We start from the raw sequence: 23471 nt of genomic DNA, 5'->3' as shown, positions 1-23471 counted from the left end.
CCGGGCGCCGGGCGCGCGTCCCGGACCGTGATGCTCCTGGGACGCGCGTGACAGGTGTCCGTTATGTGATGCGCATCACCCGACCGCGGAGGAACTCGCGGCCCGGTCCGGCCGACCTCTGGAGCGTACGAACCGCACTCTCGCCGGAGCCTGCCTCATGGACCACTCGGTGACGCCTTCCGCCCGATGGCGTTCCACCCCCGTGCCGTACGCGCCGCTCGGGGGTTTCCTGCTTCTGCTCGTCGCGCTCTTCGCCGTCTCGTACGGGGTGGGGCACCTCGCCGGGCCGGTCGCCCCCGACATGCGCGGGGTCTCGCACCAGGATGACGCCCCGGGCCCGCACGACATGGGCGGCATGAGCGGGACGGGCCACTGATGGGCCGGGAGACCGCTCCGCGCACCCTCGCCACGACCGATCTGGTCGTCGGCGGCATGACGTGCGCGGCCTGCGTGCGCAGGGTCGAGAAGAAGCTCGGCGCCCTGGAGGGCGTGCGCGCCACCGTCAATCTCGCGACCGGTACGGCCCGCGTCGAGCACCCGGCGGATCTCGGTACGGACGCGCTCGTCGCCGCCGTCGAAAGGGGCGGGTACACCGCCCGTCTCCCCGAGCCGCCCGCGTCCGGGAAGGACCGGGACGACGAGGCGGCCGGCCCCGGTGTCCCGCAGCGGCTGCTGGTGACCGCGCTGCTCGCCGTCCCCGTCCTCGTCCTGTCGATGGTGCCCTCGCTCCAGTTCCGCAACTGGCAGTGGCTATGCTTCGTGCTCGCCGCGCCGGTCGCCTTCTGGAGCGCGTGGCCCTTCCACGAGCGGGCCTGGCGCGGGCTGCGGCACGGCGCGGCGACGATGGACACGCTCGTGTCGCTCGGCATCCTCGCCTCCTTCGGCTGGTCCTCGTACACGCTCTTCCTCGGCGGTGCCGGCGCCCCCGGCATGCGGATGCCCTTCACACTGCTGCCCACCGCCTCGGACGGGCTGGCGCACGTCTATCTCGAAGCGGCGGTCGGCGTCCCGCTCTTCGTCCTCCTCGGCCGCCACCTGGAGGCCCGAGCCCGGCGCGGCACCTCGGCCGCCCTGCGCGCGCTCACCGAGCTCGGCGTGAAGGAGGTGACGGTACGGGACGGGGTCGTGGAGCGCACCGTCCCGGCCGCGCGCCTCGCGGTGGGCCAGGTCTTCCTCGTACGACCCGGGGAGCGTGTCGCGACGGACGGCGAGGTCGTGGAGGGCACGTCCGCCGTGGATCTGTCCCTCGTGACCGGCGAGACGCAGCCCGTGGAGGTTGCGGCCGGCTCCGCCGTCACGGGCGGCTCGGTCAACGCGGGCGGGCTCCTGCTCGTACGCGCCACGGCTGTCGGCGCCGACACCCGACTCTCCCGCATCACGGCCCTCGTCACCGAGGCCCAGGCCGGGAAAGCCCGCGCCCAGCGGCTCGCCGACACCGTGGCCGGGGTCTTCGTACCGGTCGTCCTCACCCTCGCCGTCACCGTGCTCGGCTTCTGGCTCGGCGCGGGCGCGGACCCGCAGCCCGCCTTCACGGCATGCGTCGCCGTCCTCGTCGTCGCCTGCCCCTGCGCACTCGGGCTCGCGACCCCCACCGCCCTCATGGCGGCCACTGGCCGAGGCGCCCAGCTCGGCGTCCTCGTCAAGGGACCGCAAGCCCTCGAAGCCCTCCGCCAGATCGACACCGTCGTCCTCGACAAGACCGGCACCCTCACCTCCGGCCACCTCACCGTCACCGCCTTCACCGCGCGCGCGGAAGGCCCCGGCGCGCAGGAGGTGCTGCGGCTCGCGGCGACCGTCGAGACCGGCTCCGAGCACCCGCTCGGCCGGGCCCTCGTCCGCCACGCCGAGCGCTCCCTCGCCGAGGGCGCAGTCCGGCCCGACGCGCTCAGCGGTTTCACCGCGACGCCCGGCAACGGCGTGCGCGGACACGTGGACGGACGGCTCGTCGAAGTCGGCGCCCCCGAGGGCGAGCTGCCCGAGGAGCTGGGCGCGGCCCTCGCCACCGCCCTGGAAGCCGCCCACACCCCCGTCCTGGTACGTGTCGACGGGCGGCCCGAGGCCGTCCTCGCGCTCGGCGACGTCGTACGCCCCGGCAGCTACCACGCCGTGGACCGGCTCCGCCGCCTCGGCGTGCACCCCGTCCTCGCCACCGGGGACCAGGAGGAGCCCGCGCGGGCCGTCGCCGCCGCGCTCGGCATCGACGAGACGTACTCCCGCTGCACTCCCGAGCGCAAAGCGGAACTCGTCCGCGCGCTGCGCGCGGAGGGGAAGCGGGTCGCGGTCGTCGGGGACGGCGTCAACGACGCGGCGGCACTCGCCGGGGCCGACCTCGGCATCGCGATGGGCACCGGCACCGATGTCGCCATCGGCGCCGCCGACGTCACCCTCGTCCGCGACGACATCGAAGCCCTCGCCGACGCCGTACGCCTCGCCCGCCGCACCCTCGCCACCATCCGCGGCAACCTGCTGTGGGCCTTCGGCTACAACGTCGTCACCATCCCGCTCGCCATGGTGGGCCTGCTCAACCCGATGCTCGCCGCCGCCGCGATGTCCCTCAGCTCGGTCCTCGTCGTCCTCGGCAGCCTCCGCCTGCGCCGCTGGCAGCCCGCCGCCGTCGCGCGGCGCCGGCGCCCCTCCCCCGGGGCGGCCTTCTGATGCCCGTTCCCTCCGCGCGCCTGCGCGCCCCGCTCGCCGCCGTCGGCGTTCCCGTCCTCGCCTGCGCCCTCGCCCTCTCCGGTCTCGGCGCCTGGACGGCGAGCGGACGTGCCGGGAGCCCGCCGCACGTGGCCGTCACGAAGGCGTACGTCTACCAGCCGCTCGGCTCGACGCCCGAGACCGCCGCCTTCCTCACCCTCACCAACGACGGCGGCTCCGCCGACCGGCTCGTGAAGGTCACCTCGCCCGACACGGCCGCGCCTCCCGCGCTGAGCGAACACCGCATGACGTCCTCCCGCGCCGCCTACCGGCAGCCGGTGGACTTTGTCACCGTCCCGGCCGAGGACGGGCTCACGATGACCCCGCACGGGATCGACGTGACCGTACGGCCGAAGGGGACGTGGCGGCCCGGCGAAGAGGTCTCCTTCACGCTGCGTTTCACGCACGGGAAGCCGTTGAAGGTCCGGGCGGTGGTGGTCCGGCCCGGTACGGAGACGGACCACCCTCTTCGCCCGTAGCGCCATGCCCCGCACCGCCGCCTGTTCCCGCCGCATATGCCGGAACTCCGCTCCAGCAAGCATGTTTCCGGCATTGACGGCAAACAGGACGCCCTGCCATGTCGCCCGGCCCCCCGCGATGGGAGGATGAGGCGCCATGGAAGCGGGACCGGTCGGACGCGCGGTGAGGGCGGCGATGTTCGCCGCCGTCTCCATCACGCTCGCCGCGACCGGGCACGTCCTCATGTCCGAGGCCCCGATTCCCTTCTGGGTGCTCGCCACCGGCTTCCTTGCGCTCGCAGTTCCCGGCTGGTGGTTCGCCGCCCGCGAACGCGGCCCCTGGCTTGTCACGGGCCTCGCCGTCGCGGCCCAGGGCGTGCTGCACAACGCCTTCGCCGCCGCGCAGTCCGCCCTCGGAACCATCGGGGGTACGGTCACGCGGACCGCCACCACGACATCGCCCGCGCGCTTCCTGTACGACAACCTGTCCTCGACGGACGGCGACAGCACGGAGTACGGCGGTTCGGGCTCGTACGAGGCCGGAGCGGGCGCGGCGCCGACGGACGCCATGGCGGGCATGCACCACATGGCGGGCATGGACCACTCGGCCGCGAGCGGCGCGACGACCGGCATGGAACACATGGCCGGCATGGATCACGCCTCCGCCATGGGTCACATGGGCTCGATGGGCCACATGGGCCACGACATGGCCGGGATGTCCTCGACGGGGATGCTCGCCGCGCACGTCCTTGCCGCCCTCGTCTGCGGCGTGTGGCTGGCCCGCGGCGAACGCGCCGCCTTCCAGGTCCTGCGCGCGGTCGCGGGCCGGCTGCTCACTCCCCTTCATCCCCTTCTCACAGCGCCATTGCCGGCCCCGCGCCGCCGCCTGCGCCCCCACCGGGGCCTGAGCGACCGGCTGCCGCTGGGCCTGCGGTGCGCTCGCGCGCGGGACCGGCGCGGGCCGCCCGGGGTGCTCGCCGCGTTCTGAGGACGCGGCAGGCATTCCGGAGGACGTACACCCCCTGGCACGCGACCGGTCGCCGACCGGTCCGCCGCCGTGCCCGCACGCAGCGGGAGTCCTCCGGCACACCCGGCCCCGAAGGGCCCGGGTGCCCCATTCACCGGAGACCCGGACCCGTCCCCCGCGCCGCCCCGCGCGCCGTAGCCGCGGCGCGCGACCCCGCGCCGTGACCGGACGCCCGGGTGCCGGACCGATCCGTGAAGGACACACCTGGCGATGAACACCACACTGCCCGCCCCGCGCGGGTCACAGTGCGCCTCCGTCCCGCGCGACAGGACGGCGGAGGACACCGCCTCGACCGGCTGGGCGCTCGCCGCCCGCGCCGGGGACCGCGAGGCTGCCGACGCCTTCGTACGGGCCCTGCACCGCGACGTCGTGCGGTACGTGGCCCACCTGTCCGCCGACCCGCAGGCCGCCGAGGACCTCGCGCAGGACACGTTCCTGCGCGCGCTGCGCACTCTGCACCGCTTCGAGGGCCGCTCCTCGGCCCGTACCTGGCTCCTCACCATCGCGCGCCGCACCGTCGTCGACGACTTCCGCAGGGCCGCCGCGCGGCCCCTGCTCGCCGACACCGACGACTGGCGCGCGACCGTCGAGCGCGCCCAGCCGACAGGGCTGCCCGGCTTCGAGGAAGGGGTGGCGCTCCAGGAACTCCTGGCCGCGCTCCCGTACGACCGTCGGCAGGCGTTCGTTCTCACCCAGTTGCTCGGACTCTCCTACGCGGAGGCCGCCCGCGCGGCGGGCTGCCCGGTCGGCACGGTCCGCTCCCGGGTGGCCCGCGCGCGTACCGCCCTGACCGCACAACTGGAGCGCGGCGAGGCGGAGGCCCTGGCGCCGGCCGCCTAGGGTCTTTCGTTTGGATCAGGCCGGATCAGGGAGCGGGGTCTGGTGCGTGCGATCGCAAGGCGGAGGAGGGAGGCATGGCGGAGCCATGGCGACCGACGACAACGCGGAGGGGGTCCCCCTGGGCCTCAAGGCCTTGGGGGAGTGCGTGCCAGACCCCGCGAGCCCGGCCTGATCCAAACGAGAGGCGACGACTTCGGCCAGCGCGTCCGGATGAGCGCCACCCAGTTCGCCGACCTTGTCACCGAGGCGAGGGTCGGCAGGCTGGACGTGGTGACGACGGCCTGAAAGCCGACGCCCGAACCGGCCGCGTGAAGCGACCGGGGAGCACGGACTCGGTGCGGGCGAACCTCACTCACCGCACAGGGAAGCCGAAGGAGTACCCCTGCTGCTTCAGCCAGGGCAGGATCTCGCGCAGCGCGGCCAAGGTCTGGGAGCGATCCCCGCCCGCGTCGTGGAAGAGGACGGTCGGCCCGTTGGAGATCTCCCTCTTGACGGTGGCGACCATGGTGTCCACACCGGGACGCTCGAAGTCCTTGGAGTCGACGTTCCAGCCCAACGGCCGCATCCCCCGGGACGCGGCAAGGTGCCGGCTGTACGGGGTGAAAGCGCCGCCCGGGGCCCGGTAGTACTGCGGCCGGACGCCTCCGGACGCCTTGGTGATCATGCGTTCGGCATCCAGGATCTGCTGGGACTGGTACGCCTCGGACTTGGTGTCCATGGCGGTGTCGTGCGAGATCGTGTGGTCGCACAGCCGGTGCCCGGCCGCCACGACCTCCTTGACCAGGTCCGGGTGTGCCTGGGCCTGCGTTCCCACCATGCAGAACGTGGCCTTCACACCGTTGTCCTTCAGCAGTTGCAGCACCTGCGGCGTCCAGACCGGGTCCGGTCCGTCGTCGATGGTGATGTTGACGCCCCGGGCGCCGCGGTCCGAGGCGTGCGCGATGTCCGCCGCCACCTTGGTCACGGTCCCGTCCTGGGGCCGGGCGTCCGGCGATGAGACACGCGCTTGCGGCTGCCGCCCTCCGGCGGTGTCGGCCTGCGCGGTCCACACCGAGGTGGCAGCGGCCACCGCTGTCACTCCGAGCGCCGCCGCGAGAAGCCGGCTGTGCCATCCCCTTCCCTTGTGCTTCGCCATGTCCGCCCGCCCCTTTGCTGTCTCCGCCGATGCCCTGCCCTCATCAAGACATACGAAGGCCCGTGCAAGCTCCCCCTGTTACCGATCGCAGACGAATCCGCAGGGGACCGGCGACAAACGCAGGAGCCCCGCGACAGATGAGGGGGCGCAACGGCCTCCGGGAGGGTGCCGGCGGGGGCGGCAAGCGCAGATCCGCTCGGCGCCCTCCCGAACCCCGGTTGACCAGCAGATCCACCTGTCCCGACGAGCCCGAGCCATCCCACCGGCAACATGAACCCCGGCGCCTGTCCGACGCGACAATCGGGCCGGCGGCCTGCTTGCACGCCCCGACAAACGAACGAAGAGCCCGTCAGCAAGCTGACGGGCTCTCGCGAAAGACCGAGGCTAACCTGCCATCAGGTCAGATCGTCGGTGTCTCGTCGACGATCTCCTTGTGCGGTTCGACAATGAACCTCCAGCCATCGCTGGGCTCCAGGAACCGCACTCGGGTCGGGTAGATGTCCAGGGCACGGCGGTCGCGGTTCTGGTTGTTCGTGTTCTTCCGCCCCCGGGCCGGCTCCTCGTACAGGTCGACCTTGACGTCCGGCACCGCGACGGTTTCCTCGCTCCAGCGCTGAACGATCCCCGCGCCGAACGCGTCCCGTGCGGCGGAGTAGAGCGACTCCAGGGATTCCTTCTTCCCGTCAGGCACGAAGAGGGCGAGGTTCAGGAGGACGCCGGCACTCTGGAGAACCTCGATTTCTTCCCCTGCCTTGTCGGCAATCCAGATCCCGCGCTCTTCGGAATTGTCCGGGAGGACATGAATTTCCTCACCGAAGATCGTCCTCGCAGTGAAGGACCCTCCCTCGAAGTTCTTACCCGGCCCCGTAAGGAAAGCCGGAGCGTAGCAGTCGAGAGGAAGGCCATCCATCTCCGCCGAGACGAAGATGTCGTCCTGGAGGCCCAATTCCGAAACCTCTCCGGCCGTAAGACGTCGAGCCGTAACCTTCTCGGTATTCACGCCATTCCCCTTTTTTCGCGGCGTCCTGTAAATCCATTAGGACTATACCACGAAAACGAACAGCCAATCCCTTTACGCACACCTCCGCCCTCACGGCAGTGCAGTCAAACCCTCCGAGTAATTTCTTCCGACAGAACAACAGACAAATCATCTCGTATCGCCGGGCGAAACACAGCCCTCATAGAGAAATGCGGCGAGGCCCAAGAGGTGACTCACTGCTTCGGCGGGGTTTTCGGAACCAAGTCAGCCGCCAAGTGGAATGCGAGCGGCCTTGACCGAATGGCAACCAGCGACCCAATCGGGCGAACCACGGCGGTCACCTCCCCCGATCACCAATGCGATCACCAACGCGATTGGCGGCCACTGGAACCGCGCCAATGATCCCGGGATCGACCTCGTCGGGGCCGACCACTCCCTCATCGCCAAGAAGATTCCCCTTGCCGGCCCGGTCAATCAACCGGAGAACAAACCCTTCGACAACCGCAACCTCGCCCGCCTCCCTATTCACCGCTCACAACCGCCAGGTGCACACGACGCAATATCCTCCGCCCTCATGCCCCATCCGTGTCCTTCGGAGCGGTGAACAGCGGTCCGTCAGGATGCCGAAGCACCCAACCGACCGCGCCCCTGATGCTGAATAGGGGAAGATCAAATCGTGCATGAACGCCGCAGGCTCCGGTGGTTCCCGAACTCAGAGCGCGGAATCGATTCTCGTCACCCGCCCCATGACGAAAGCCCTGGTAAGAGATCAGGGCGGGTCTATTATCCAGACCACTTTTGCGCCGCCCCGGGACCAGGGATTCCACTCCGTCACCCCTCATCGCGAAATCGAATTCAGGCGGCCTGTGTCACGCACGCGGTTGGGCCATCTCTTTCGAGACCTTGCCGGGCCCGTCGGCCCGGGAGCGGCTTCTTCCGGCCACTTCCGCCCCGGCCGCGGTGTTTCCTGCCCGGCCGGGGCGGCGGTCGCGCAGAGTGGTCCGTATGACGACACCCGCAGAGCTGCTCCGCTCCTTCGCCCGCACCCGCGCCTCGCTCGACGGCGAGGACGTCACGTACTGGTGGTCCGGAGACGTGTACTCCTGGGCCCCGGACGAGCCCTACCAGCGTGTCTTCGGCTTCGAAGGGCTCAACGTCGCCCGCCTGGTCCCGGACGCCGAGGCCGGCCCGGACGCCTACCAACTGCTCACCCGCGAGGCCGCCTTCTACCTGGACCCCGTCACCCGCGAGATCCTGGAGACCTGGCAGGACCTGCCGGTGGTGCACGTCTGGAACGACCCGGCGAACCAGAAGTGGCGCCGCTTCCCGATCCCGACGACCGAGCTCGGCGGACAGGTCTGCTTCAGCCTGGAGATCCCGCTCGCCTACCCCTCGCCGCTGCCGGTGGCCCAGTACCCCGTCCACTCGGCCGGCGACACGTACAAGGCTCTGGAGCTCTTCCAGTTCTTCGCCGACCGCGCCGACCTGGCCGGCCCGGCACCCAGCGTCCCGGCCACCATGTCGTGGACCCGGATGTCCCCGTGGCTCCCGTGGATGGCCCGCGGCCAACGGCCCGGCGGCCTCACCTTCCACTGCCGGGGCCGCAAGCTCGGCTCGTACGCCGAGGTCCCCGAGCGCACCCGCGCCTACATCGCCGACCACCACCCGGAGTTCGCACAGGCCCCGGAGAAGTGGAGCGAGCCGAACGAGACCAGCTGGACGTACTTCCGCAAGCTCAACCCACCGAAGTAGCGGTCGACACCAGCGCCTGTTGCCGCTGATCAACGACCTGTTCATGACTGGGGTGTTCTGTTGGGTCCGTTGACGGTGGGCTTTTATTGACCGATCGTTCTATATGGATCCAGGGTCTCCTGTGTGGCCAGGACCAAGGAATTCGATCCGGACGCCGCGCTGCAGTCGGCCCTTGAGCTGTTCTGGCGGCGCGGCTACGAAGCCACGTCGATGGCCGACCTCGTCGAGCACCTCGGCATCGGTCGCGCCAGCATCTACGCCACCTTCGGCAACAAGCACGAGCTGTACCTGAAGGCCATGGACCGGTACTCGGAGGGGCGCGACCCCCTTCTCCTCGCCGAGTTGTCCCAGCCGGGGCCCGCCCTGCCCGCGGTGCGGGCGGTGGTACGGCGCTTCGCCGCGGAGGCCGTCTCCCCCGAGGGCCGGCTGAATGGCTGCCTCATCACCAACACCGCGGCCGAGCTGGCCCCGCACGGCCCCGCGGCAGCCCGTCGGGTCGAGATCAGCTGGGAGCACGTCGAGACCCCGCTGCACTCCGCGCTCGTACGGGCCCAGGCCCAGGGCGAGTTGCCCGAGGGCCGCGATCCACGCGCACTTGCCCGCATGCTGCTCGTCCTGCTGCAGGGCGTACGGATCGTCGGCAAGGCGTCCAGCGACCCCGCCCGGGTGCGGGATGCGGCCGAGCAGGCGCTGACCCTGCTGGACTGAACCGACTTCACCGGAGCCACCGGGCTCCGTGCGGCACGCCGCATACCGCTTACCGCATACCCACATAATGGACCGATCGTTCAAATACGGGGGCAGGGGCAACACCGCCAGGGAGACCACCCGAACAGACCTCGGCCGCCTTCGTACCGTTCACCGTCGCGCTGATCGCCTCGGGCCAGGCGGCGGGGCCGTGGACAGCTCAGAGCGCGAGTTCGGTTCTCGTCACCCACTCTTGAGCGAAGGCCCAGGTCGGCGACCTGGGCCTTCGTCGTTCATCCTCGATGGAGGGCCCTGGGGGCAGCGGCGTCACGCGTCGGCGGTGCCGCGGTCCGTGGCCGGGTCGAGGGTGTCGGTGTCCTCCATGAATGTCAGCATCCGGGCGTTGACCAGGTCGGGGTAGTCGATCTGCGGTCCGTGGCCGGTCTCGGCGATGATCTCGGCGCAGGCTCCGGGGATCAGGCGCGGCACCCGTTCCAGTTGCCGCTGCGGGTGCACCAGCAGGCTGCGCCTGCCCATGATCAGGTGGAACGGCGTCCGGATGGAGCCCAGTTGCTCGTCGGACAGCGGCAGGGGCGCGGGCCGGCGGATACGAAAGGCCCGTACGCCCGTCCGGATCATCGCTCGCAGCTCCGGCACGACGAGGACCGGCTGCTCCAGCCAGGCCGCCAGGCGCGGGCGCAGCGCCTTGGGCGCGAAGGTGGCGAAGAGGCTGGCGAAGACCCAGGCGAAGAAGCGCAGGCCCACCTTCTCCAGGCCGCCCGGATCGAGGGCGGTGACCGAGGCGAGCCTGCCGGGCCGCAGGTGCGCCTGGTTGATGACGAGCCAGCCCCCGTAGGAGGAACCGACGAGGTGGACCCGGTCCAGGCCGAGCGCGTCGAGGGTCTCGTCCATCCACTGGGCGGCACGCTCGGGCTGCCACATGGGCTCCCGGTGCACGCTGCGGCCGGGGTCGCCAGGGGTGTCGAGGGCGTAGACGGGACGTTCGGCGCCGAGCGCCCGGGTGTTGGGGTACCACTGCGCGGAGCAACCGCCCGCTCCGTGGATGAGGACGACCGGGGTGCGGTCCCCGGCGGCCGGGTCGGTGGGTCCGTACCGGTAGACGTGCGTGGTGCCGAAGCGGGTCTCGACGTCCGTCTCGGAACGGGCCGGCGCGCCCAGCGCGTAGACGGCCTCGCAGGCTGCGAAGTACCGGTCGCGCAGGGCGTCGTTGACATAGCGGCCGACGTCGCGGCGGACGCGGGTTGTGTTCTCGGGCACGGCGGCACCTCCGGTGAGGACTCGTCCTTCGTGATACGACCGTACCATCATGCTGATACAGCGGTACCATGAAGGAGTCCGGGGCGGCGGACCGCACGGCACGTCCGGCAGCCGGACCGCGCAGGCAGGACCGACGGGTGGAGAGACGAGAGCATGCCGAAACGCGTGGACCACGAGGAACGGCGCGGCCAGATCGCCGAGGCACTCGTCCGGGTCGCCGGACGTCGCGGGCTGCACGCGGTCGGCATGCGGGACGTGGCGGCCGAGGCCGGCGTTTCGCTGCGGCTCGTGCAGTACTACTTCGGAACCAAGGAGAAGCTGCTGCTCTACGGGCTCCAGCATCTGACCGACCGTTTCACCGCACGCGTGGGCGCCCGCCTGCGGGCCGAAGGCGCGGCCCCGGGCCCGCGCGCGACCGCCGAGGCACTGCTCCTGACCTCCCTCCCGACCGACGAGGAGAGCCGGACGTTCCACCTCCTCTACACCTCGTACGCGATCCTGTCCGTGACCGACGAGGCGCTGGCCGCCCAGCCCTTCATCGACAACCCCGACGCCGCCGAGGACGCCCTGACCGGTCTGGTGCGGCAGGCCCAGGAGTCCGGTCTGGCCGATCCCGGCGTGGACGCGCGCACGGAGGCCATCGGCCTGCTCGCCATGGCGGCGGCCATGGGCACCAGCATCCTGGTGGGCCAGCGGCGGCCCGAGTCGGCCGCCGAGGTACTGCGCCACCACCTGGACCGCATCTTCACGTCCTCGGGTGACCGCCCTCCGTCGACATGACCGCGCGAGCGCCGAGGCCCCGTCGGTCGCCGCGATGCGCTTGCGCGAGCGGCATCGGCTCAGGGCCCGAGTGGTCACAAGTCACGGCACAGGCGAGCAATGGGTGGCCGCTGGGGGATTCGGCCGACTCCCGCCGGACGGCTCCGACCCGGACGGCTCCGACCCGCACGGTGAGCTGTCGCCGGACCTGCGCACACTGATGTGGGAGTGACGTGCGAGTGAGCTGAGGGGGAGGAACGCGTGGAGAACTGGGCGCGGCGGCATCGTGGGTGGGTCTGGGGTTCGGTGTGCGGGCTGGTCGTACTGGTGGTCGTCGGGTTCTCGGTGCGGGTGCCGGTGAAGGAGTGGTGGCTGGCGCGGGAGGCGTGCGGGGGCGAGCTGCCGGCGGGGGACCTGAAGACGGTACGGACGGATGTGCCGCTCGGGTCGGAGAAGGAGTCCTTCGACGCGGAACTCGGCGAGTACCACTGCGTACTGACGAGCGACCAGGGCAGGGTCGTGGTCGCCGTGGACGCCTTTCTGGGTGGGGCGGACCGGGAGAAGCAGATGTCGTTCATCGGCAGCTCCTACCCGCCGCACGCCGTGCTGCCGGGCGGGCTGCCCGGCTTCGAGGACGAACACAGCCTCGTCTATCTGATGCCCGAGTGCCCGCGCGGCGGCAAGGAAACCTCCAGGGAGCCCCGCAGGCTGCTGGTGGGGACCTGGGCCTACTTCGCCGAGAGCCGCGAGGAGAAGGCCGCCATGCTGCGGCTCGCGGTGCGGATGACGAACGTGGTGACCGAGAAGCTCGGTTGTGGTGGCGAGCCGTTGGCTGCGCCGAAGGACGGGGCGGTGCCGGACACGGGCACGTACGTGCCCCGCGCGGAAGCGAAAGGCACCGTCTGCGGTGCGCTGGCCACCACCCGCGTACCGGCGGAGGGACGCGACGGGGTGGTACGCATCGCCATGGCCGACGGCGGGGTCGTCGGGCGTTGCACCCTGCGCGCACCGGGGGAGACCGGCGACAGCACGAGGCCGGGGAAGCCGCTTGTCGAGCTGACCAGTTGGCGGGGGACTGGGGAACGGGCCTGCACGAGATGGACTCGGGGCCCGGCCCGCTGCCGATGGGTGGCGGCACCGCCTGGAAGCCCGCGCTGACCGAGGACAGGGCGTGGGCCGTCGCCCAGTGCGGCGGCGAGAACGTCGGCTTCGCCGCGCACTGGGGCGAGGACTACCCCTATCGGGAAGCGGGCGAGGCGCCCGGTCCCCCGACGGCAAGCGAGCGGAGTGAGCGGCGGGTGCTGTTGCGTGAGTACGTGGCCGCTTTCGCGAAGGACCAGGTACGGCACGGAAGTTGTACGGGGTTGCGGCTGCCGGCGAACCCGTAGGAACGCGCCGGCAGCGAGCGGCGCCGAGGAGCGGGGCCGCTCTACCGAGTGGGCTCAGCCAGGGCCTGTGGCCCGGTCCCGTCGGGTGCGTACCCGCGACGCCCATGACCCCCGAATAGAGGCTGGTCTCGGCGGCGATGAAGAGCCGGTTGCGCTTGACGCCGCCCCAGGAGATGTCGGCCACCACCTCGGGAACGTCGTTGGGTGATTCGGCGGAGCACTTCGCCGCGCTCCCCGAGATCCTTGAGGCGCATGTCATCGCCGGCAGCGCCTCGGTGCTGGTGAGTCAGGACCGCGGCCACCGGGCAGTTGCAGGACGTGCTGCGCCGGATCCACGCGATCGACGGAGTCAACGGAACCCGGGCCACGGTGGTCCTGGAGACCCTTTTCGAGCGGCCGGTCTCCCCGCGCCTCGCTGATCAGGAATGAGCCTTCGAGCCCCCACGCACGGGGATCACGAAGCACGCCGCGGCGGCCAGCACTCCGGCCAGCAGGAAGCCCCGCGCGTAACCGGCCGAGGCGATGAGCCCGCCGAGCAGCGGCGGCGTCAGTGAGGCGGCGAGGTTCTGGCCGGTGTTCTGGACGCCCATGGCCCGCCCCGACCAGGAGCTCCCGGCGAGCTCGGCGGTGGCGGTGAAGGCCAGGCCGTTGGTGCTCGCGGTGATCCCGCAGGCCACGACCATGGCGAGGTCCGTCAGCGGCGAGGGCCAGAGGGCGCCCAGCGCGGTCGCGCCCATGACGACGGCGATGCACACGGACAGCTGCCGCATCGGCCGCATCCGGCTGCCGACCCGGTCGGACCAACGGCCCGCCAGGATCCGTGAGGCGGCCCCCAGCACCTGGGACACCACCAGGAGTTGACCCGTGTGCACGGCACTCCAGCCCCGGACGTCGATCAGGAACACCATCGCGAAGGCGTTCGTCGCGAACTGCGGAACGCACAGCAGCGCGCTGGAGGCATGGACGCGCCACAAGCCGGAGTGACGGTAGGGGTTGGGAGCCGGCTCCTGCCCCACGGACCGCGCGGTACGGGGCGGATCCGAGGTCAACAAGCCGACGAGCACGGCGACGACACCGCACAGCACCGCGCAGAACAGGACGGTCCCTGCCACGCCGCTGCGCGCGGCGAGCGTGGGGACCACCAGAGCGGCGATGCCCATGCCCAACGGAGTCGACGTCTGCCGGATACCCATGGCGAGCCCGCGCTCCCGGGCGGAGAACCATCCGACGACGAGCCGGCCACTGGCCGCGGAGACCGAGGCACTCGCCGCCCCGGCCAGCGCCAGGAGCACGCCCAGGGGAACCAGGCCATTCACCGTGGCCCCCAGGGAGAGGAGTACGGCCGTCATGGCCAGACCGGAGGTGATGACGACCCGCTCGCCGAAGCGGTCGGCCAGGGCGCCCCAGGCTATGAGCGTCAGCATGAGGCCGACGGTGGGGCAGGCGATCAGCAATCCGACCTGGCTGAGCGTCAGCCCGTCGTCCCGCCTGAGCGTCTCCGAGGTGTACGGAAGCCCGTAGAGAAAGGTGCAGGCGACCGTCTGCGCCGCGGTCCCGAGAGCCAGCATCATCCAACGGCGCACGGCAGTCCTCCCTCGCCCCTCGTCCTCCCTGGTGCGTGCAGGATGAAACTATGACACCTCATCCACCATGCAAGACAGGTTGTCTCACATAATGGTCGGAACCGGAACCGTGTACGGACTGGTCGCCGGCGAACAATCTTCGTGAGAGCAACACACCGACTGCGCACAACCTCCCGCAGGTGCCGTCACGTTGTTGCCCGCTCGATCACGAGAGCGAACCTGAACAAGTCGCCGGAGATCCTGGTGGCGCAGTCAGCCGAGACGGCCGCGATGCCCACCACCAGTGCCCCGTCCCCGCGAACGACCACGCCTCCGCCCACCCCCTCGCACGCCGGCAACCCGGCGGCGGACACACCACCCCCGAGCCCCGCGCCGACGACGCCGCCGGGCCAGATCTGTGTGCTCGTCCTCTGCGTCGGTTGATCGTCGCCGGGACTTGCGGGCTCGTGGCAGGAGCGTGCAGTGGCGCCGCTCGTCTGCTCCGCCAGCCGCGCAACGCTCGACCGAATCGGCCCTGACCCACGAACTCCTTGAGATCGCCGCACACTTCCCGAGCCCCCGACTGCCCCGTCCCGGCACTACGATTGGCCCTCAACCGACGGGGGAAAGGCTGAACGATGAGCGATGACACGGGCGTTGAGGAATCGGTGGACGTCACCGTCCCGGTCGACGTGGACGGCCAGACCGTGCATTTCTCGATCGCCCCCGGCGGACGGCAGACGCAGCCCGAGCTCGGCGAGGAGCAGGAGATCAGCTGGCGTCGCCCGACTCTCGCGCCGGTGCTGGACGGACTCACCAACGTGGCCAGGGCCATGGGTACGCGTCTCCAGCAGACCGGGGCGTCGAAGGCGACGGTCGAGTTCGGGTGCGATGTCTCCCTCGACACCGGTCAGTTGCTCGCCGTCTTCGGCAAGGCCACGTCCAAGTCGGCGTGGAAGGTGACGCTCGAATGGACCGCGCCCGAGACACCGCCGGGCACGCCCGCGCCCGGCACTTCCGGCACCCCCGCTCCGGGGACCCCCGGAGCGTAGGCGTGGATGGCTGGAGGAAACTGCTGGAGGTGGCCACCGTCGCCCTGGATCTCCCGGACGACCGTGGTTGCGGGACCGGGTTCGTTCTTGCCCCGGGCACTGTGGTCACCTGCGCCCACGTCGTGTCGGAGGCGACACGGGTACGGGGACGGGTCGTCGCTACCGGGCACGAGCTGGTCCTGACCGTCTCAGCCGATGACTGCTACCGCGCCGCGAACGGCCTCGATCTCGCCTTTCTCCACTACGAGCCGGACGACACGACCTCCTCCGGCCCTGCCCCCGCCCGCGTACTGACCTCACCCCACGCCGCGTTGGGTGATCGGATGTCGGTCTACGGTCATCCGCGCGGGGACTTCCGGGCCGGGCAGTGGGCCGCCCTGGAATACCTGGGCGATTCGCGGCTCTCCTTCGACGACCCCATGGCGATGCCTCGCGCGTACGGGACACCGGTGGGCGAGGGCTTCAGCGGCAGCCCGGTGGTCAATCGGCGTACGGGCGCGGTGTGCGGAATGCTCGTACGGTCCAACAAGGCCGGCAGCACCCACATGATCCCGCTCTCCGAGATCCTGGCCCGCCATCCGCTCACCGAACCGCCCGTGGCCTGGCTGAACACGCTCACCGACGAACAGCTGCGGGCCGGGGAGTTCCGCCATCCCGGCCCGCAGCTGCGGGACTACCTGGCAGCGGCGCGGGACGCCGCGGACGAGCACCCCTACGCGGCGCTGCTGACCGACGTGCGGGACATCCCGCTCTCCTCGGTGTACGTACGGCAGGACGCCTCGCACACCGGCGGTGACGCCGACGAGGACCGCGACCGCCAGCCGCACGTGAAGCGACCGAAGGCCGAGAGCGTGCTCGACTCCGACCGCCATGTGCTGTTCACCGGCGGTGCGGGGTCGGGAAAGTCGAGCCTGCTGCGCCGTCTGACGTTCACCGCCGCCTCCGACTGGCTCACGGACCCGGCACAGGCTCCCCAGTACGTGCCGGTGCGGATCACCGCCGAGCAGTTGCTGAGCCTTCCCTTCCCGGAGGCTCTGGCGACCGCGGTCGGCCGGGACCTGCCCGGTCTGCGGCGTACGCCCACGCCCGAGTTCTTCGAGACGGCGCCCATGCCGGCCGTGGACTGGCTGGTCTGCGTGGACGGCCTCGACGAGGTGCTCGATCCGGACGGCCGCGCCAAGGTCATCCGGATGATCCAGCGCTGGTCCCAGGAGCCCCATCTGCGGTTCGTGGTGGCCACCCGGTCGTTGGTCACCACCGACATGGACCGGCTGCGGGTGCTGAAGCGGTACTCGCTCCTCAGCCTCGGCGACCGGCAGATCGCGGAGGTGGCCCAGGCCTGGTTCGAGGCGCTGAAGGTCCCGGACCCCGAGCAGCGAGCCCAGGAGCTGACGGCCGGGCTCCGGCACGGGCGGCTCGGCGAGGTGGCCCGCATTCCGCTCTACATCACCATGATCTGCGTGGTCGCTGCTCTCACGGAGTTGCCCCGCAACCCCGCGGAGCTGTACACGCGGTTCGTCCGGATTCTGCGGGAAAAGGGTTCGCAACGGCTCGCCCGCACCGAGGCGGGCGTCCACGGCATCACCGAGGACCTGCTGAACAGCGTGCACGACGTACTGCGCCCGGCGGCCGAACTGCGGCAGGGCGGGGATACGCGTCCGCTACTCGACCTGGCCGTCGAACTGCTCGGCGGGCACGCGCCCGATGCCGCTCCCCCGAAAGAGCTGGTCTCCCGTGCGCTCATGTTCACCGGCCTGGTCACACAGATCGGCGGAGACCTCAAGTTCCCGCACCAGACCATCCAGGAGTACCTCGCCGGATGCGCGATCGCCGACCGGCTGACCCCGAAGGACCCGGAGGCGCTCAGGACCGTACGCCAGTCGATCGCCGCCGAGCAGCCCAACATCGTGCTGTTCATCTCCGCGCGCTGGCACGAACGGGGCATGCCTCTCGAAAAGTTCCTGCGCACGGTCGTGGACGGGGGCGGCTGGCGGGACCTGCTCCTGTGCGCCACGGTCCTGAGCGATGGGCTGGTGATCAACGAGGACATGGCGAGGCAGTTCACCCGAGCGGTGCTCAAATTGCACGGACGCTCCCTCTCCGTCGGTGATCTCGAACCGACAGAGGTACTGGCCCGGCTGTACGCGGTGCTCGACCCGGCGGGCGTGGCAGCCGTGGTCCGTAACCCGGCCGCTCCCCATCGGGCACGCGTCGATGCGCTGTGGCACTGTGCGCGGCGCGACAGCGAGTTGGCGGCGCCCCTCGCGGCCGAGCTCGCTGACGAGCCGGACCTCCCCGTCGGCCTGCGCGTATCGGCGGCCAAGCTGCTCGCCGAAGCGGGTGACCCCACGGCGGCCGGGCTGCGCCTCACCGAACTGGCCCGCGACCCCGGCCATCTGCCCGAGGCCAGGGTCAGGGCAGCAGTCGCACTCCTGACCGTGGACCGCGCCGTCGGCACGACGGTCCTCAGCGAGCTCTTCGCGACCAGCGACTTCCCCAAGCAGCACGTCGAATCGGCAGTACTGGGGATTCACGCCGCATCGGACCCCGCCACACGTGCCGTGCTGGCGGACGCGCTGGCCACCAACCCGGTCCTGGACAAGGGCGATCCGTACATTCTCCGTTACCTCGAATGCCGCCTGTTGTCCCCCGACCGGCCAGAGCTCGCGAGGAACCTGCGCATGGACCTCGCAGCCCCCGTGCACCTGCGGTACATGGCGACATGGGACCTGTCGGACGACGAGGAACACCTAGCCGGTTCCGAGGACGACATCTTCTTCTCCGGCATCCTCCGTGACCCGGAGTCCTCCAGCGAGGCCGTCCGTGCAGCCGTCTCCGGCTCCCTCAGGGAGGAACTGGTCGAGCATGCCGCACGGAACACGCAGCTGGACCGGTACACCCGCCTCGAAGCGGCCACGAGACTCGTTCAGCTCGGCAAGCACACCGTCGCGGCGCAGTGCACGGAGGAAGTCCTCTTCGGCTGCTCGGACTTCTGGATCGTCCCCCGCGGGGCCGAGATTCTGCGCGAACTCGGACAGCAGGACCGGAGCCGAGAAATCCTTGTCGGCGCCCTGGACAACGGCGAACTGTCCACCGGTGCTCGCATCCGTTGCGCTCCGACACTGGTCAACATGGGGGCGCAGGACATAATCATCGGCGTTCTGAACCGTCTGGCAGAGGATCCTGACACAGCGGCCCACGAACGGTTGGAGGCGATCACGCAACTCCACGCCATGGTTCCAGCAGCGCCGAACACCTCGTTCACCGCCGTCGCGGCCGATGCCACGTTCCCCGGCGGCGTTCGCCACAGCGCAGCGGAAGAGCTCCTGAACAGCGGGGAACGGGACACAGCCTCGGGGCTGCTGCGCCTCTTGGCCGAGGACCGGCTCGTCGGTACGGGCGCCCGGATCGACGCACTCACCACATTGGCCGAGATCGACCTCCGTGCGGCTTCTGACACGCTGCACCGGATGCTCGACGAGTCCGGGCTGCTGGACGAGCACCTGTGCCGGCTTCTCGACCTCGCCGACGCCCTCACTCCCGACGCGACGCTCCAGGAACGTCTGCACCTCCTGCTGGAGGACCCGGGCGTTCCCGCCGCATCCCTCCTGGAGATCGAAAGCGACTGCAAGCAGTACCGGACGGACATCGTTCCCCTGCTCCGGAAGGGCATCCTTCGGACAGTGGACGATCCCTCAGTCGAGCCGCAGATCCGGGCGCGGGCCGTGGCCCGTTCCTTCGGGTGGGTCCCCTACCCGAAGTGGAAGGCCCTCGTTGCCGAACTGAGCACCGATCCGATGGTCGCCCTCAGCCTGTACGCCGCCCATGCGGGCATGTCCTCGCAAGGAATACACGGTGGGGTCTGGGAGGACCAGTCCCACTACCGGGACCCCGAAAGCATTTCGACCCCGACGGGAGCCCTCCAGGGACTGGATCCCCACACGGCCCTCGCGCGCTGGCTCCGCCTTCTGGAGCAGCGCCGGCCAGAGGCCGTCACCAGCATGCGCAACCTCGGCCGACTGCCCAGGGAAGCTCACGACAAGAAGCGGGCGAACGACCTGCTCCACTCATGGGCTGCCGACCCCGAAGCCCCGTTGGCGGAGAGGATCTCAGCGGCCGAGACCAGCCTCTGGCCGTTCAGGGGCCCCTGGCACACCCTCGCCCGCAACCCGGAAACACCCCCCGAGCTCCGCGTCGCCATCTGCACGTTCCTCGCCACGAGCGGCGCGCACAACCGCATCCCGATCACCCGCGCCCTCGTCGCGGACCCCGCCGCCCCCGTGACCGCGCGGGCGAAGGCCGCCGCCCTCCTCGCCGAGGATCTGGGTGAGGAAGGCCGTGGCGCCCTGCGGGAGCTGTCCGGGACGCACACCACCGATCCCGAGGCGCATCTCGCCGCGGCGGCGGCCTGGGAGGAGCTGGATGTCGGGCGGGAGGCGGTGGCCGCCTGCCTCCGGGTGCTCGACGACGAGCGGTCCGGCGAGCGGTCCTACGCGCGGCACCGGGTCGCCGCGGCGGCGAAGCTCACGCGGTGGCGGTCGTCGCGCGGGCGGGCCGTGCGGACGCTGAAGGGCGTGCTGGGGGACGGCGCGGCGCCCGTCGCCGTACGCATCGACGCGGGCCGGCAGCTGATCGCCGTATCGGAGGTGGCCGAGGCCCATCTGGGGCTGTTGCGGCTGGCCGCGAGTCCGGAACCGGACGCCGAGGAGCGGGCCCACATCGTGGATCTGCTGCCCGCGGACCTGCGCCGGTACGCCGGAGCTGCCACGGAGCGCGGGGCCGGTCGCCCGACCCCTTAGCGCCTTGTCACGGACCGTTGTCCCACCACACCCGGTTGTGAACATTCCGCGTCGAGAGTGCAACTGGCGTGTCGGTCTTGACAATTGCCCGCCTGACCGATGTTAAGATCATCTTACTTCCAGTGGGCTGATGGCATATGGGGGCATTCCGGGAGGGATGAATTCCTCGGCCCCACACCCGGAGGGGCCCTCCCTGAGTGGCGCAAGCCATGGCCCGACCAGCCAGGCACTTGCGGCACATGAGGGAGCGTCAAGCCGTATCCATAGCCATGGCACTTGAAGTGAGTCTCATGACATTTGCACAGGGCCCTCTTCTGTGGGCACTGGTTGTCGTCGCGCTGGTCGCTGTGGGTGCCGTTCTGCGGGCTCGCAAGACCAATATCGGACTGCGCAGACAGAACGCCGAACTCCACCAGCAACGGGATGTGCTGCAGAGACAGCGTGACGAACTCCACGTCGCCTACACCGGCCTGACGCATCAGCACTCCGCCGAGCTGGCCGGGGTGCGCAAGGACGCCGAGGAGGAGACCAAGGCGGTCCTCAAGGCCGCCGTGCGCACCCTCCAGGGGCTCGCGGACGAGCAGCAGGTGGTCATCGAGAACGCGCAGCAGAAGTACGGCGACGACCCCGGCATGCTCGCCGACCTGATGGCCATCGACCACGCCAACAGCCAGTTCGGACGCCGGGCGCAGGGCATCGCGGTGCTGTGCGGCGGCTGGCTCGGGCGCCGGGAGACCGTCGCCTCCGTCTTCGACGTGGCCCGCAGCGCCCAGGGCCGTATCCGGCAGTTCGACCGGGTGCGGGTCAACGGACAGGTGAACTTCTCGGTCGTCAGCAAGGCCGTGGAACCCGTGGCGGTCGTCCTCGCCGAGCTGTTGGCCAACGCCACCAACTACTCCGCCCCCGGCGCCCCGGTGGAGATCAACATCCAGGCCGTTCCGACGGGCGTCTGCCTCATCGTCGACGACGCCGGTCTCGGCATGGGCCAGGAGGAGAAGGACCGCGCGGCGGCCCTCCTCGCGCCGCGGGCCGCGATCAGCGTCTCCAGCCTGGGCATTCCCCCGCAGTTCGGGTTCGCCGTCTCCGGGATGCTGGCCGCCCGCTACGGGTTCAAGGTCTCGGTGGACTCCGTATCCCCCTATGGAGGCGTACGCGCGGTGGTTCTCCTGCCCGACGAGTTGCTGACCGGCGATGTGCCCGCGCCGCCGCCCCCGGTCGCCGTCGAGCGCTACGACGCGGACGTCGCGGCCCTCCCCCGGCGTCAGGCGCCCGCGCCGTCTCCGACCCCTCTGTTCCCTCCGGCCGCGCACCCGGCCGCCGCTCCGCAGCCCACCGGGCCCGCCACCACCGCCGGTGGCCTGCCCAAGCGTCGTCGCAAGAGCCCGGTGTCGGTGGTGCCGTCGGCCGAGCCCGGTCCGGTGCGCAGCAACGAGGAGACCGCTTCCCGTCTGGGCGCGTTCCAGCGCGGAACACGGTCCGGGCGTGACATGACGACGATGGAAGGACCCGAGTTCCAGTGAACCCCGATCTGTCCTGGGTACTCAACGATGTGCTTCAGGTACCCGGAGCACGGCACGCGATCCTGGTCTCCGCCGACGGCCTGCTGCTGGCCAACTCCAGTGAGATCGGCCGGGACGACGCGGAGACCGTGGCGGCCGCGATGAGTTCCATGCAGTCGCTGAGCCGGGCCGTCGCGCCCTTCATCGGGGCCCAGGCCCCGGGCCGCTGGCGTCAGACGCTGCTGGAGTACGACCACGGCTGGATCTTCCTGATCGCGGCGGGCACCGGCGCCTATCTGGCGGCGGCCGCCGCGGCCGATGTGGACATGGAGGCCATGTCCTTCCGCATGCAGCAGCAGGTCACCGCGCTGGGGAAGGCGATGACCACACCTCCCCGCCAGGACGCGGGAATCGACGTATGACGACGCCGGGCGAGGAGCAGGCGGTCAGCAGCGGGTTCGTCCGGTCCTACGTCATCACCGGCGGGCGCGGCCTGCCCGATGCGGAGGGCCTCTCCCTCGTCACCCTGGTCACCATCGCACCCGACCGGCAGCCGCCCCCGAACCCGAGCCCCGAGGTCCGGGCCATCTGGGAGCTGTGCTCCGGCGGCTATCTGTCGGTGGCCGAGGTGGCGGGCCACCTCGGCCAGCCGGTCGGTGTGGCGCGACTGCTGCTGAACGACTTTGCGGAACAAGGCCACCTGATGCGCCGCAAGGCGCCACCGCCGGCTCAGCTCGTTGACAGGAAGATCCTCGAAGAGGTGTTGCATGGACTCCACGTCCGGTTCGGCTGACAGCATCTATGTGCCGGACGCGGTGCGGCGTGCGGCGAAGATTCTCGTCGTCGGGCACTTCGCCGTGGGCAAGACGACGCTCATCGGCACCCTCTCCGAGATCACTCCGCTGCGCACCGAGGAGCGGATGACCCAGGCCGGGGCGCACATCGACGATCTGCGGGGCGCACCCGACAAGGTGACCACGACGGTCGCGCTGGACTTCGGCCGTCTGACCCTCAGCGACGAACTGGTGCTGTACCTGTTCGGTACGCCGGGCCAGCAGCGCTTCGTCGAGCTGTGGGAGGACATGGCGCGCGGCTCGCTCGGCGCGCTGCTCCTCGTCGACCCGGCCCGCCTCGCCGACACCTTCCCGGTGATCGACCTGGTCGAGACGTACGGGCTGGAGTACGCGGTCGCGGTCAACAGCTTCGACCCGTACTCCCGGCATGCCGAGGAGGAGTTGCGCGAGGCTCTCGATCTGCTGCCGGACACCCCGGTCGTGTACTGCGACGCCCGGGACGAGAAGTCGTCCGCGCGGGCCCTGATCACTCTGGTCCAGCACCTTCTGGCACACGTGGCCTGAGAGGCTGTCGGGTGACCTCGGATCGGATAGCGGACGCGGTCTGGTGCGTGCGATTCCAAGGCGGAGGAGGGAGTCAACGCGGAGCGTTGGCGACCGACGACAACGCGGGAAGCGTGCGTGCCAGGGCGTGGCCGCCCGGTCGGAGGTCACCCGACAGCCTCTGAGAGGCTGTCGCCCGACCGCCGTTCGCACGGCCCTGGTCGG

General features: G+C 70.8%; 22 protein-coding genes and 2 pseudogenes. 19 read left to right on the top strand and 5 right to left on the bottom strand.

Annotated elements, in window-relative coordinates; all coding sequences use genetic code 11:
• The first annotated feature begins 157 nt into the window (after positions 1-157).
• From OG611_RS08895 to OG611_RS08870, 6 genes are all read left to right on the top strand, one after another.
• Positions 158-376, top strand: a complete 219-nt coding sequence (locus OG611_RS08895) for a hypothetical protein (RefSeq protein WP_266417245.1) — start codon at positions 158-160, stop codon at positions 374-376.
• Positions 376-2655, top strand: a complete 2280-nt coding sequence (locus OG611_RS08890) for a cation-translocating P-type ATPase (protein ID WP_266417243.1) — start codon at positions 376-378, stop codon at positions 2653-2655. Before OG611_RS08895 ends, OG611_RS08890 begins: the two co-directional genes overlap by 1 nt.
• A complete protein-coding gene (locus OG611_RS08885) occupies positions 2655-3173 on the top strand; it encodes a copper chaperone PCu(A)C (protein ID WP_266417241.1) in 519 nt (172 codons plus the stop codon). The genes OG611_RS08890 and OG611_RS08885 overlap by 1 nt, the downstream gene beginning before the upstream one ends.
• A 136-nt stretch (positions 3174-3309) precedes the next feature.
• On the top strand, positions 3310-4140 hold the full coding sequence (locus tag OG611_RS08880; RefSeq protein ID WP_266417239.1) for a hypothetical protein: 831 nt from the start codon (positions 3310-3312) through the stop codon (positions 4138-4140).
• Positions 4141-4389: 249 nt separating this feature from the next.
• Positions 4390-5019, top strand: coding sequence for a sigma-70 family RNA polymerase sigma factor (locus OG611_RS08875; RefSeq protein WP_266417237.1), 630 nt, complete (start codon positions 4390-4392; stop codon positions 5017-5019).
• Positions 5020-5160: 141 nt separating this feature from the next.
• Positions 5161-5304: a hypothetical protein gene (locus OG611_RS08870; protein WP_266417235.1), complete on the top strand. Its 144-nt coding sequence runs from the start codon at positions 5161-5163 to the stop codon at positions 5302-5304.
• A gap of 67 nt (positions 5305-5371) precedes the next feature.
• On the opposite strand, the gene OG611_RS08865 is transcribed toward OG611_RS08870, so the two are convergent.
• Together OG611_RS08865 and OG611_RS08860 are read right to left on the bottom strand one after the other, a co-directional pair.
• Positions 5372-6154, bottom strand: coding sequence for a polysaccharide deacetylase family protein (locus OG611_RS08865; RefSeq protein ID WP_266417233.1), 783 nt, complete (start codon positions 6152-6154; stop codon positions 5372-5374).
• A 400-nt stretch (positions 6155-6554) separates the two neighbouring features.
• Complete coding sequence (locus tag OG611_RS08860; RefSeq protein ID WP_266417231.1) at positions 6555-7154, bottom strand: hypothetical protein; 600 nt, start codon at positions 7152-7154, stop codon at positions 6555-6557.
• A 271-nt stretch (positions 7155-7425) separates the two neighbouring features.
• Between OG611_RS08860 and OG611_RS08855 the strand changes: the two genes are divergently transcribed.
• The 3 genes from OG611_RS08855 (at position 7426) to OG611_RS08845 (ending at position 9593) form a co-directional block, all read left to right on the top strand.
• Positions 7426-7737 carry a hypothetical protein gene (locus OG611_RS08855; RefSeq protein ID WP_266417229.1) on the top strand — a complete coding sequence of 104 codons (312 nt, stop codon included), beginning with the start codon at positions 7426-7428 and terminating at the stop codon, positions 7735-7737.
• Between the two features lie 401 nt (positions 7738-8138).
• Positions 8139-8885 (top strand): DUF1838 family protein, encoded by a 747-nt coding sequence (locus tag OG611_RS08850; protein WP_266417227.1) that lies wholly within the window; start codon positions 8139-8141, stop codon positions 8883-8885.
• Positions 8886-9008: 123 nt separating this feature from the next.
• Positions 9009-9593, top strand: coding sequence for a TetR/AcrR family transcriptional regulator (locus OG611_RS08845; RefSeq protein ID WP_266417225.1), 585 nt, complete (start codon positions 9009-9011; stop codon positions 9591-9593).
• Between the two features lie 306 nt (positions 9594-9899).
• Here OG611_RS08845 and OG611_RS08840 read toward each other — a convergent pair whose 3' ends face one another.
• Entirely contained in the window at positions 9900-10850 is a 951-nt protein-coding gene (locus OG611_RS08840; RefSeq protein WP_266417223.1) for an alpha/beta fold hydrolase, read from the bottom strand.
• A 153-nt stretch (positions 10851-11003) separates the two neighbouring features.
• Here OG611_RS08840 and OG611_RS08835 point away from each other — a divergent pair, with 153 nt between their 5' ends.
• The 3 genes from OG611_RS08835 to OG611_RS08825 all read left to right on the top strand — a co-directional run bounded on the left by OG611_RS08835 (position 11004) and on the right by OG611_RS08825 (position 12997).
• Positions 11004-11630 (top strand): TetR/AcrR family transcriptional regulator, encoded by a 627-nt coding sequence (locus tag OG611_RS08835; protein WP_266417222.1) that lies wholly within the window; start codon positions 11004-11006, stop codon positions 11628-11630.
• A gap of 240 nt (positions 11631-11870) precedes the next feature.
• Positions 11871-12767 (top strand): hypothetical protein, encoded by an 897-nt coding sequence (locus OG611_RS08830; RefSeq protein ID WP_266417221.1) that lies wholly within the window; start codon positions 11871-11873, stop codon positions 12765-12767.
• Entirely contained in the window at positions 12734-12997 is a 264-nt protein-coding gene (locus tag OG611_RS08825) for a hypothetical protein (RefSeq protein WP_266417219.1), read from the top strand. Before OG611_RS08830 ends, OG611_RS08825 begins: the two co-directional genes overlap by 34 nt.
• A gap of 58 nt (positions 12998-13055) precedes the next feature.
• Here OG611_RS08825 and OG611_RS08820 read toward each other — a convergent pair.
• Positions 13056-13193: pseudogene (locus tag OG611_RS08820) on the bottom strand (SMP-30/gluconolactonase/LRE family protein); the annotation flags it as partial.
• A 4-nt stretch (positions 13194-13197) separates the two neighbouring features.
• On the opposite strand from OG611_RS08820, the pseudogene OG611_RS08815 reads away from it, so the two are divergent.
• Positions 13198-13426, top strand: a pseudogene (locus OG611_RS08815) (Lrp/AsnC ligand binding domain-containing protein); the annotation flags it as partial.
• Here OG611_RS08815 and OG611_RS08810 read toward each other — a convergent pair.
• Positions 13417-14580 carry an MFS transporter gene (locus OG611_RS08810; RefSeq protein ID WP_266417217.1) on the bottom strand — a complete coding sequence of 388 codons (1164 nt, stop codon included), beginning with the start codon at positions 14578-14580 and terminating at the stop codon, positions 13417-13419. The pseudogene OG611_RS08815 and the gene OG611_RS08810 sit on opposite strands and share 10 nt — an antisense overlap.
• Before the next feature lie 617 nt (positions 14581-15197).
• Between OG611_RS08810 and OG611_RS08805 the strand changes: the two genes are divergently transcribed.
• The 6 genes from OG611_RS08805 (at position 15198) to OG611_RS08780 (ending at position 23267) form a co-directional block, all read left to right on the top strand.
• A complete protein-coding gene (locus tag OG611_RS08805) occupies positions 15198-15611 on the top strand; it encodes a CU044_2847 family protein (RefSeq protein ID WP_266417215.1) in 414 nt (137 codons plus the stop codon).
• 2 nt (positions 15612-15613) lie between these two features.
• Positions 15614-20410, top strand: a complete 4797-nt coding sequence (locus tag OG611_RS08800) for a serine protease (RefSeq protein WP_266417213.1) — start codon at positions 15614-15616, stop codon at positions 20408-20410.
• Between the two features lie 290 nt (positions 20411-20700).
• The gene (locus tag OG611_RS08795; RefSeq protein ID WP_266417212.1) at positions 20701-21930 is read left to right on the top strand and encodes an ATP-binding protein; all 1230 of its coding nucleotides are present in this window, start codon (positions 20701-20703) and stop codon (positions 21928-21930) included.
• Positions 21927-22331 (top strand): roadblock/LC7 domain-containing protein, encoded by a 405-nt coding sequence (locus OG611_RS08790; protein ID WP_266417211.1) that lies wholly within the window; start codon positions 21927-21929, stop codon positions 22329-22331. Before OG611_RS08795 ends, OG611_RS08790 begins: the two co-directional genes overlap by 4 nt.
• The gene (locus OG611_RS08785; protein ID WP_266417209.1) at positions 22328-22702 is read left to right on the top strand and encodes a DUF742 domain-containing protein; all 375 of its coding nucleotides are present in this window, start codon (positions 22328-22330) and stop codon (positions 22700-22702) included. The genes OG611_RS08790 and OG611_RS08785 overlap by 4 nt, the downstream gene beginning before the upstream one ends.
• Positions 22677-23267 (top strand): ATP/GTP-binding protein, encoded by a 591-nt coding sequence (locus OG611_RS08780; protein ID WP_093547819.1) that lies wholly within the window; start codon positions 22677-22679, stop codon positions 23265-23267. The genes OG611_RS08785 and OG611_RS08780 overlap by 26 nt, the downstream gene beginning before the upstream one ends.
• The last annotated feature ends 204 nt before the right edge of the window (positions 23268-23471 follow it).

Source organism: Streptomyces sp. NBC_01363, from assembly GCF_026340595.1.
Classification (GTDB): Bacteria; Actinomycetota; Actinomycetes; order Streptomycetales; family Streptomycetaceae; genus Streptomyces.
This window is presented reverse-complemented; position numbering and strand designations above follow the sequence as displayed.

Coding starts and splice junctions, on each gene's coding strand:
- OG611_RS08795 (WP_266417212.1), top strand. CDS start 20,701: ATGACATTTGCACAGGGCCCTCTTCTGTGGGCACTGGTTGTCGTCGCG.
- OG611_RS08865 (WP_266417233.1), bottom strand. CDS start 6,154: ATGGCGAAGCACAAGGGAAGGGGATGGCACAGCCGGCTTCTCGCGGCG.
- OG611_RS08785 (WP_266417209.1), top strand. CDS start 22,328: ATGACGACGCCGGGCGAGGAGCAGGCGGTCAGCAGCGGGTTCGTCCGG.
- OG611_RS08895 (WP_266417245.1), top strand. CDS start 158: ATGGACCACTCGGTGACGCCTTCCGCCCGATGGCGTTCCACCCCCGTG.
- OG611_RS08850 (WP_266417227.1), top strand. CDS start 8,139: ATGACGACACCCGCAGAGCTGCTCCGCTCCTTCGCCCGCACCCGCGCC.
- OG611_RS08825 (WP_266417219.1), top strand. CDS start 12,734: ATGGGTGGCGGCACCGCCTGGAAGCCCGCGCTGACCGAGGACAGGGCG.
- OG611_RS08780 (WP_093547819.1), top strand. CDS start 22,677: ATGGACTCCACGTCCGGTTCGGCTGACAGCATCTATGTGCCGGACGCG.
- OG611_RS08890 (WP_266417243.1), top strand. CDS start 376: ATGGGCCGGGAGACCGCTCCGCGCACCCTCGCCACGACCGATCTGGTC.
- OG611_RS08880 (WP_266417239.1), top strand. CDS start 3,310: ATGGAAGCGGGACCGGTCGGACGCGCGGTGAGGGCGGCGATGTTCGCC.
- OG611_RS08835 (WP_266417222.1), top strand. CDS start 11,004: ATGCCGAAACGCGTGGACCACGAGGAACGGCGCGGCCAGATCGCCGAG.
- OG611_RS08875 (WP_266417237.1), top strand. CDS start 4,390: ATGAACACCACACTGCCCGCCCCGCGCGGGTCACAGTGCGCCTCCGTC.
- OG611_RS08805 (WP_266417215.1), top strand. CDS start 15,198: ATGAGCGATGACACGGGCGTTGAGGAATCGGTGGACGTCACCGTCCCG.
- OG611_RS08885 (WP_266417241.1), top strand. CDS start 2,655: ATGCCCGTTCCCTCCGCGCGCCTGCGCGCCCCGCTCGCCGCCGTCGGC.